This is a genomic window from Methylocucumis oryzae (assembly GCF_000963695.1).
Classification (GTDB): Bacteria; Pseudomonadota; Gammaproteobacteria; order Methylococcales; family Methylomonadaceae; genus Methylovulum; species Methylovulum oryzae.
The window spans coordinates 1-9,280 of sequence record NZ_LAJX01000082.1 but is presented as its reverse complement, the minus strand read 5'-3'; the positions used below and the strand labels follow the sequence as shown (position 1 = coordinate 9,280).

The window sequence follows — 9,280 nt, the reverse complement described above, 5'->3', positions numbered from 1 at the left end:
CGGCAGCATCCCTGCTGCCAACACCTGAAGCACAGGGATGTGGTGAATGCAGAAAACGCAGGACTGCACGGATGCAGGAGGTAGAGCAATGCAGGAGCTATTGCCGAGGAGCAGTTTTCTGTCTCTCTAAACGCCCTATCCCTACTTAGTATTGTTCTATCTAAAGTACATAGCCTTATAAACAAACCATTTCGATGCAGTACACAAATAGTCTGGTTTTGAAATTGATGATAAGATGAATACATACCCACTTAAACGTTAAGGAGATTGCCTTGAATACCAAACGGCATCATGCTAAACGTGGCCAATTTAGTTCGGCGATGCAACAGCCGTTACGCCGGGTGTTAAATCTGGCCATTCTGACGATTATTTATCCAGCACAACTACTAGCCGCTCCAAACGGTGCTGATGTTATTAACGGTCAAGTGACTATCGACACGTCGGCACCGGGCGTTATGACGATTACCAATAGCCCGAATGCGATTATTCATTGGCAAGATTTTAATATCGCTAAAAACGAGATTTTGCAGTTTATTCAACAAAACGGTCAAAGTGCCGTACTCAATCGCGTAGTAGGCGGTAATCCTAGCGAGATTCTAGGGCAGCTCATTTCAAATGGTAAGGTCTTTTTACTGAACCCTAACGGTATTGTCTTTGGACCTGATGCTATCGTTGATACTCAAGGATTATTGGCATCTAGCTTAAATTTAAGCGATGATGATTTCTTACATGGTAATTATCATTTTATTGCTGAAGGTAAGCCTGGAAGTATTGTTAACCAAGGCATTATCCGAGTAGGCAAAGAGGGTAATGTCATGTTAATTGCGCCAACGATTAATAACTCTGGCACAATTAGTTCAGAAGGTGGGCAAATCACATTGGCTGCTGGACGCAAAATGCTGGTCACTAATTTAGATGACCCTGATATTAGTTTTGAAATTCAAGCGCCAAAAGATAGCGTATTGAATTTAGGTAAGATTTTAACTGAAGGCGGTGTCATTAGTGCTTTTGCCGGTACGATTACTCATAGCGGTGAAATGAACGCCGACAGCGTGAGCATTGATGCGCAAGGCAATATTGTATTATCAGCGAGCCAATCCGTTACTGTCAGTGAAGATAGTCAACTCAGTGTGAATAATAGTCAAGGTGACGCGGGTTCGATTAGCATAGAAAGTCAACAAGGTAGTGTCACTCTCGCAGGAGATATAAGCGCGAAAGCTAGCGGTGAAAGCGGTGACGGTGGTGTTATTAAGACTTCTGGGTATCAGGTAAACTCGACTAATGCAAAAAATCGATGCGTCTGCAGCTACGGGCAACAACGGTCAATGGCAAGTCAATGCGGAAAATATCAGCGTACAGACCAAAAATGCGGCATCAACCACGTCTAGTACGTCTGATAATAGTATTGTGACTACGGAAAGTGTCCGATATGCACTAGAGCATGGCACTGATGTGAAGATTACGGCCGACACCAAGAAAACTGATAGCGCTAATGGTAACTTACAAGTGGTGTCTGATTTAGCTAAGCGTAGTGGTGGCGATGCTCAGTTAACATTATCGGCCGATAATGACATTACCGTTGATTCTGCTATTCGAGCAAGCAGTGGCCGTTTGGCCGTAACCGTTAAAGCAGATAATGATGGTAACGGTACTGGTTCAACCGTGGTTAATAAAGCACTGGATTTAAACAGCGGTGAGCTTACGCTTAAAGGCACAGCGAAGCTGACTAAGGCTAGCGCGGTTAGAAGGGCTAATATTGTTATTGATAGCGCTGAGGTCGATGTTGCTAGTGCATTATCTGATATTGATTTAATAACCGTTAATAGCGGTAGTGCGTTAACGCTGTCGCGCGATTACGCGGGTTTTAAAGGTAGTATTGAAAACAGTGGCTTATTAACCGTTAATCGGTTATTGCAAATACACTCATTAACCTTGAATGACGGTACGTTAGCCGGTAACGGCAAGGTCAGAGTGACCCAGGCGTTTAATTTTGCTCAAGGTCATGTGACTGGAGAGGGTGAACTCATCACGGCTAATACCGCGACGACTACGTTAGCAACTAAAGGCGCGGCATATCTCGATAAACATTGGTTTAATTATGGTAAGGTCAATTGGACAGGGGCTAATGCACTAGCCAGCGAAACGGGTAATGGTCAATGGACTAACGGTGTCCGCAGTGTATTGAATTTAGGTGATGCAAGCGCAAGTCCAGAATTAGCGCTTAATCTGGAACGATTCAATAATGCCGGTGTGGTGAATGTATTAGGCGGGCATTTAAAGATTTCTGCATCAGGTAACGATGATGGACGCTACGAGGTCGCTGAGCAAGCATTTTTGAGTTTCTTAGGCGGTGAGCGAACTTTCCGCGCGCATAGCGTGATTAACAGCGACCAGGTATTGAGTTTTGCGAATGGTCAAACGCTTTTCCAACGCGGTGCTGAACTGAATATCGATGAATTAGAGCTTTCGTCATTTGGCTCATTGACACTAAGAACCGGTAACTTGTTATCGCTTAATACCTTAACGATAAATACAGGTTCGCTAAGTGGCAATGATTCAATCACTGTTGCCGATCAATTGAATTTCCATGCGGGTTCTCTTAATACCTATGGCTTGTTGACGACAGCGGCGAATACTAGAACAACATTAGCCGATGCAGGTAATGTTTCGTTAGGCTCGCGTTTGGAATAATTACGGCGAAATCAATTGGGATGGTAGCCATGTCATTATTGATGATGCAAAAACCGCAAGACTGACCAATAAAAGCTCAGGGGTTATTAATATTGGTACCGATGAGCTAACCACAGCGGATAATTTAGAGTTAAATACGCGTCAGTTTAATAATGAAGGTGTTGTCAACCTAGCGGGCGGCGCGTTAACTGTTGTGAGTTCGGGTACTGATACAGGAAGTTATCATGTCGCGGATAAAGGATTATTAGCATTTTGGTACGGTAATCGTATGTTTGGGAATGGTGCTGTGATTGACAGTCCTAATACGGTAACCTTTAAGTATGGTAAAAACTATTTCAATACCGGTGCGACACTCAATGCGGACAGCATTGTTATTGCCGATGAGGCTAAAGTAGTTTTCAAAACCGGTAATACCCAGACTTTTACCGATATGACGATTAGTCGTGGGATATTACATGGCTCTGATGATTTGACGATTAGCCGTACATTTAATTTACATGCCGGCACGTTATCGGGTATTGGTAAATTAACGACAACGGCTGCAACAACGACCACATTAGCGGATGAAGACACAGTATATTTAGATAAACACTGGGACAATCTAGGCATTGTTAATTGGAATGGTCAAGCCGCACTCAGAAATTCTTCAAACTATAGTCATTTTACTAACTTAGCCGGTGGTGTTTTTAATGTCGGCGATACCCGTGGTTTAACGGATTTAGCAATTAATCTTGGTCAGTTTAATAACCAAGGTACGGTGAATCTCGTCGGTGGAGTGTTAAAAATTTATAGCTTTGGTACCGATACTGGCAATTACTTAGTGTCGAATAAAGGCTTTTTACAATTTTGGAATGGCACGCGTAATTTCAATAGCGGCTCAGTCATTACTAGCGATAACTTAGTGACGTTTAATAGTGGTATTAATCGTTTTAATGAAGGGTCTAGTCTTGCGGTTGAAAATATCTTAATAGATAGCGCTACGGTTAACTTTAAGACGGGCGTGACGGTACATATCCCAGAGTTAACCTTAGTGAATGCCGCAAATTTAACCGGTACCGATGCGTTAAGCGTGACTAAATTGCTAGCCTTTTATTCCGGTGCGTTAGGCGGGGGGGGGTTATTGACCACGGGTAAAGATGCCAGTGTCTTGTTAAGCGAAGGTATCTCGTTACTAAACCGAGATTGGGATAATTACGGTACAGTGCAGTTTATCAATGCGAGTGATTCTAGCGACGCACAAAGGACCACAGCGTTAGATGCTGATTTGCCCATACGTTATTGGAATAACTATGGCACGATTAATTGGTTAACTAATCAGAGCGCTAGCAGTGATTTAGGGCAAAATGTGGTATTAACCAATAAAACCACGGGTATTTTTAATATTGGTTTAAGCGATGCTGAAAGTATTAGAGAGCTTAATTTAGGTGCTTTTAATAACCAAGGTACCGTGAATGTAGCCAGTGGTGTGTTAAGAATTTATAGCCCTGGCAAAGATACAGGTTCTTATGTGGTAGGGCGTGATGCAACGCTGCAATTTTACGATGCTAAGCGATTGTTTAAAGGGGCTACGATTGATAGTTTAAGCCCGATTAGTTTTGTCAATAGTGATATTACAGTTAGACACGATACCACGACTAATGCACCTTCTTGGATTATTGATGGCTCTAAGATTCGTCTGTTCGATAATTTAACACTCGCCGATGTGCAATTCTCTAGCGGGATAATTAACAATTTTGGCAATTTGCGCCTTACCGGTGCGCTGAATTGGTCAGGTGGTGCGTTAAGCGGTACTGGTAATTATCAATTTAATAATGGCTTTGCTTATACCGGTGGCAGCTTATCGGCTACAGGTTCGTTAGCGATTAAAGACGACAGCGGTTTATTAGTATTGCCTACCATGTCGAGCATAAAACGGCTAGCGGCCGAATCTGGCGGAGATATGCGCTTGAGTGGTGATATTAATGCGAGTGGTAAGGGTAATGCGATTGTCTTGACGGCTGCTGGACAGTTTGACAATTCGGCGGGGGCGGCATTAACTGCGAATAATGGCCGTTGGTTAATTTTCTCGACTAATCCAAGCGATAACCAATTAGGTGGTTTGAGCGCTAATTTCAAACATTACGGCTGTAGTGGCTTTATTTGTAATAATGGCTTTGATGTTAACGACCAGGATGGTAACGGTTTATTGTATAAAGTGACACCGGTATTAACCGTAACGCCTGATGCAGTTACCAGCCATTATCGAGATCCGGTGACGTTTACGGCGAATTATACCGGTTTTATTGATGGCGATGATGTTGTATCAGCTGGGATTTCTGGTACCCCCGCGTTTACTAGCGATGCTACGTCTACGGTCGAGCCGAATTATGCTGATGAAGGTCGTTGGGATGTCAGCTACAACTCAGGTTTGGCAAGTCGATTAGGTTACGAGTTTAAAGATAATACCTCAAGCACTCAAGAATGGACGGTATTACCGCCGCAAGTGAGACCGGTTCCTGTTGAGGTAATTCAGCAAGGTATTAAAGATCAGCAAAATCAAGTCTTAGTGATTACCAAACCCGACACATTACTCATGGACATTGCTGATTCACCCAAGACGGACGACGATAAAAATACCAAACCTCTTAAGCAATGTCGTTAACTTTAAATTATAGAGACTATGCGTATGCAATTGTCAGTTAATAAACTGTGCGGATTCGTGTTGTTGACGTTGATTCCGTGGACATGTGTTTTAGGCGACACCGCTGTTGTGGGTAAGATTAGTTTTGCCAAAGGCAGTGTGGCGGCTCAGCTTCCAGGACAAGCGCCCAGAATATTAGCCAAAGGAGCTGAAATCTTTCAAGGCGATAATATTCAAACCGCCGATCAAAGCTTTGTTATTGTCGAATTTAACGATGGTGCAAAAGTGACTGTTAGGCCGGATAGTAGTTTTAGTATAGATAACTATCAGGCAGATAAAGCCCAGCTTAGTTTGCATGAAGGGGGGTTAGGGCAAGTAGTGGTAATATCGCTAAGCAAAGCCCTGATAATTTTCAGATTAAAACCGATTTAGCGACAGTAAGCGCACAGCAGGCGGAATATTCGGTCAGAGTATGCCAACAAGACTGTGAGCAAGAGCAAGCAGGCACGGAGGCAGCGACTGTTAAAGCGGACCAAGCCGTTGCCGGTAGAGTTGTTGAAGTAAAAGGTCAAGTATTTGCCGTAAATCGTGGTGAAAAAGCCGCTACGCCTAGAACATTATCGGTAGGCGCACCGTTATACAGCCAAGATTTTTTGACCAGTAAGCAAGACAGTTATGTATTAATGGTCTTTAAAGATGGTGAGAAAATAACCTTGCAAGCGAACAGTGAAATGGATATTACCCAATACCATTTCCAGCAGGAAGGCAAACAAGATAGTGCTATTTATCGGCTTGCCACGGGTGGCATGAGGGCGCTAACCGGTAGTATCGGCAAAGTCAATAAGTCTGCTTATGCGGTACATACCCCTGTAGGTACGATTGGTGTGAGGGGTACAGGTTTTGACTTAAGCTGTGTTGGCGATTGTGTTAATGAAGTTGCAACACGCAGCCGGTCTGAGAGTGCCTCGCAAACATTGGCCGATGGCTTATACGCACATGTTTGGCAAGGCCAAATAGCGCTCACGAATGAAGCGGGTGAACATCTATTAACAATGCCGCAGAGCAATTATATTGCCAATATCAATGCTAATGCGCTGAATCTTGCGAATTTACCGGAGGTGTTAATGAATTTAGAGCGCTTAACGCCCAGGCCCGATACGACGATGATGAACGCCAACAAGTTATTTGGCGCTAAAAATCTTAAGGGCGCTCCGTCTGGGTTATATGTGACGGTGCATAAAGGTCATGTTCGCATCAATAATACGCAGGCTAAAGCCGGTGATACTAGCGCAATGGACTTAGGCAAAGATGAAGCAGGGCATCTCGACAAAACGCATGGTTTAATTCGACTCAAGCAACAGCCGGCATTTCAAGTAAACGATCCTTATCCATTACCTGAGCAGTTTGATACAGAAAAACATAACGGTAATTTTTCATTAAACGATAAACCTGGGCAAGGCGACGCTTGTGCGGTGCCGAATTAGTCAAGATGATGCTTATGAAAATAAAACGGCTTAACCCCATACCACCTTTTGCTTATCGCTTGTTAACTAGCGCTGTGTTAACGATAACGCTTTTTAGTACCTCAAGTTATATCGTGTTTGCCGCCCCTTCAGCAATCCATTTTACCGTGAATCGGTTTTTGGTAGAGGGCGAGACGCCGTTAACAGCATCAGCGTTAGAGGCTTATTTCCAGCCTTTGCAAAATAAGCAGTATACGTTAAAAGATTTACAAGCGGTCAGTAGACAATTAGAAACAACCCTACGTGAGCAAGGCTATCCTTTTTATCGTGTAGTACTACCTCCCCAAACACTTAGTGCTGGTACAGTCACGTTTCGGATTGTGTCGTTTGCGTTAGGCGATTTAACGGTTACCGGTAATCATTATTTTTCTAAAGAGAATATTTTACGCAGTCTGCCTGGATTACAGAAAAGTGCATCGCCTAATATGCAAGACCTATCGGCAGAACTTAAAGTCGCTAATAAACATCCCTCAAAACAAGTACAAGTGACGTTCAAACCCAGTGATGGCAAAGACCAAATTAATGCCTCGGTTAATGTGAACGAACAACGTCCGTATCAAGCGTCACTGGTTTTTAATACCGAAGGCACGCGTCAAACCGGTAATATCCGTATGATTGGCGCGTTGCAATATAGTAATTTATGGGATTTAGACCATGTATTAAGTGGTAGTTATGCAACATCGCCCGATCATGCGGATAGTATCTCGCAATATGGTGTTAATTACAGTGTGCCTATTTACCCGGCTAAGGCATGGTTAAATGCTTATTATGCGTTTTCTGATGCCAATAATGGTGTAGTCGGCGATTTCAATATTTCAGGCTCAGGTGAAATGTATGGTATTCATTACAACCAGTATTTGCCGAAAATAGGCCAATATCATCATTGGTTTGAGGTGGGTTTAGATAATCGTTTCTTTATCAATAACGTACAATTACTCAATATTCCTATTGGCTCTAATGTGCGTAGCGTACCGATTAGCTTGCAATACAAAGGCGAATATCCTTGGACAAATGCGCAATTAAATTATTACTTGCAATGGTTAGGTAATACTGAAATAGGCGACTACAACAGTGCTCAAGATTATCAAAATTCTAGGGGGGGGCGCGACAAGATTGGAGTATCTTGCGTTATGGCTCTACGTTATCGATTAATTGGCAGCGCTGGTTAATACAGACGACGTTTATAGGGCAGCACAGTGATGACAGGTTGATTGCCGGAGAACAGTTAGGTATAGGTGGCAGCTACGACGTAAGAGGTTATCAAGAGCGTGAAACGAGTGCTGATAGTGGGCAAATCGTGAAATTAGAAGTGACGACGCAAGTTGGCAGAATTTTAACTTATTTGCTTTTTATGATTATGGGCATGGCACCATTAATCAAGCTGCGCCGGGTGTTCGTAGTGATTGGAATTTAAGTAGTACCGGTGCAGGCGCTGCTTGGCAATGGCGAAATAATTTCCAAGCTAAAATTGCCGTTGCTAATGCGTTAAACAATGCCGTCACGACTCATTCTGGCGATGCACGTATTCACGCAAGTATTGTCTTGCATTATTAAGCCTAAGAACGCACGGCAGTGCGTTCTTATAAACCAGCCTTCATGCTTGTTTTTCGTTTAAATAAAGGTCTAAAACGGTTTTGGTGCGTAAGTTATTTTGTCGCATCCGTAAAACTAAATTCATAAATAACTCGCGTAGTACGAAATAGCCTTTTTCTGGATACTTCTCCATAAAGCTCAGCATACTACTACCATCAACTTTTGCGACTTCGCATTCGTCAACGGCGATAACTTCTGCGCTACGCGGCTCGCCGTCAAACATAGACAATTCACCAAAAAAATCACCTTTAGATAATCGCGCAAGTCCCGGTAATAATTCGTTATTAGCCCCAGAAACGTGGGTATTAACTTGTACATTACCATCGAGAATAAAGTAAACATCTTGGCTTACTTCATTTTCTTTTAAAATCACATCGTTTGGATGAAACTTAACGATACTGAAGGGTACAGATTCGATAAAATCCGAATCGTTTAGCAGATGCAATAAATTTTATCATAGCGATATTCTCATGAAAAATAATGATGGAAATAGTAGTATTCAGTTATTAAATATTCGTGAAAATTATAAACCAATAAATGGGTTACAGCTTGGTAAAATGACCATTAATCATTAACCGTTGTTAAGCCAAGTACATTATGACTACACACTTAAGATGGGACAGGGCGTTTTAGAGCACAGGTGTCGGCAGCAGGGGGGCTGCCGACAAGCCTACAGGGACGTATTTACGGCGTCCTGTGTTCTGAATGACCTGTCCTGTCTTAAGTTGGGGCTACCAACTTAAAACGGGACAATACCAAGCCGGGACAGGTTGTTTAGAGTGAAGGTGTCGGCAGCAGGGATGGCTGCCGCCAAGCTACAGGGATGTATTTACGGCGCCCTTCACTCTAAATG

The 9,280-nt window shown here is 43.0% G+C and carries 8 protein-coding genes; 7 read left to right on the top strand and 1 reads right to left on the bottom strand.

Annotated features, from left to right (window positions below):
• Window positions 1-272: 272 nt before the first annotated feature.
• The 7 genes from VZ94_RS08565 (at window position 273) to VZ94_RS25115 (ending at window position 8,248) form a co-directional block, all read left to right on the top strand.
• The gene (locus tag VZ94_RS08565; protein WP_052700360.1) at window positions 273-1,388 is read left to right on the top strand and encodes a two-partner secretion domain-containing protein; all 1,116 of its coding nucleotides are present in this window, start codon (window positions 273-275) and stop codon (window positions 1,386-1,388) included.
• On the top strand, window positions 1,282-2,691 hold the full coding sequence (locus VZ94_RS08560; RefSeq protein ID WP_131655512.1) for a hypothetical protein: 1,410 nt from the start codon (window positions 1,282-1,284) through the stop codon (window positions 2,689-2,691). The genes VZ94_RS08565 and VZ94_RS08560 overlap by 107 nt, the downstream gene beginning before the upstream one ends.
• Window positions 2,692-2,884: 193 nt before the next feature.
• On the top strand, window positions 2,885-5,332 hold the full coding sequence (locus VZ94_RS08555; protein WP_045778907.1) for an autotransporter outer membrane beta-barrel domain-containing protein: 2,448 nt from the start codon (window positions 2,885-2,887) through the stop codon (window positions 5,330-5,332).
• Window positions 5,333-5,350: 18 nt separating this feature from the next.
• Window positions 5,351-5,743, top strand: a complete 393-nt coding sequence (locus VZ94_RS08550; RefSeq protein WP_045778906.1) for a FecR family protein — start codon at window positions 5,351-5,353, stop codon at window positions 5,741-5,743.
• Window positions 5,744-5,964: 221 nt separating this feature from the next.
• Window positions 5,965-6,795 (top strand): FecR family protein, encoded by an 831-nt coding sequence (locus VZ94_RS08545; RefSeq protein ID WP_045778905.1) that lies wholly within the window; start codon window positions 5,965-5,967, stop codon window positions 6,793-6,795.
• A 14-nt stretch (window positions 6,796-6,809) separates the two neighbouring features.
• Window positions 6,810-8,003 (top strand): POTRA domain-containing protein, encoded by a 1,194-nt coding sequence (locus tag VZ94_RS08540; RefSeq protein WP_157844886.1) that lies wholly within the window; start codon window positions 6,810-6,812, stop codon window positions 8,001-8,003.
• Window positions 7,958-8,248 carry a ShlB/FhaC/HecB family hemolysin secretion/activation protein gene (locus tag VZ94_RS25115; protein ID WP_109867667.1) on the top strand — a complete coding sequence of 97 codons (291 nt, stop codon included), beginning with the start codon at window positions 7,958-7,960 and terminating at the stop codon, window positions 8,246-8,248. The genes VZ94_RS08540 and VZ94_RS25115 overlap by 46 nt, the downstream gene beginning before the upstream one ends.
• A 180-nt stretch (window positions 8,249-8,428) precedes the next feature.
• On the opposite strand, the gene VZ94_RS22620 is transcribed toward VZ94_RS25115, so the two are convergent.
• Window positions 8,429-8,872, bottom strand: a complete 444-nt coding sequence (locus VZ94_RS22620; protein WP_052700359.1) for a Crp/Fnr family transcriptional regulator — start codon at window positions 8,870-8,872, stop codon at window positions 8,429-8,431.
• Window positions 8,873-9,280: the final 408 nt, after the last annotated feature.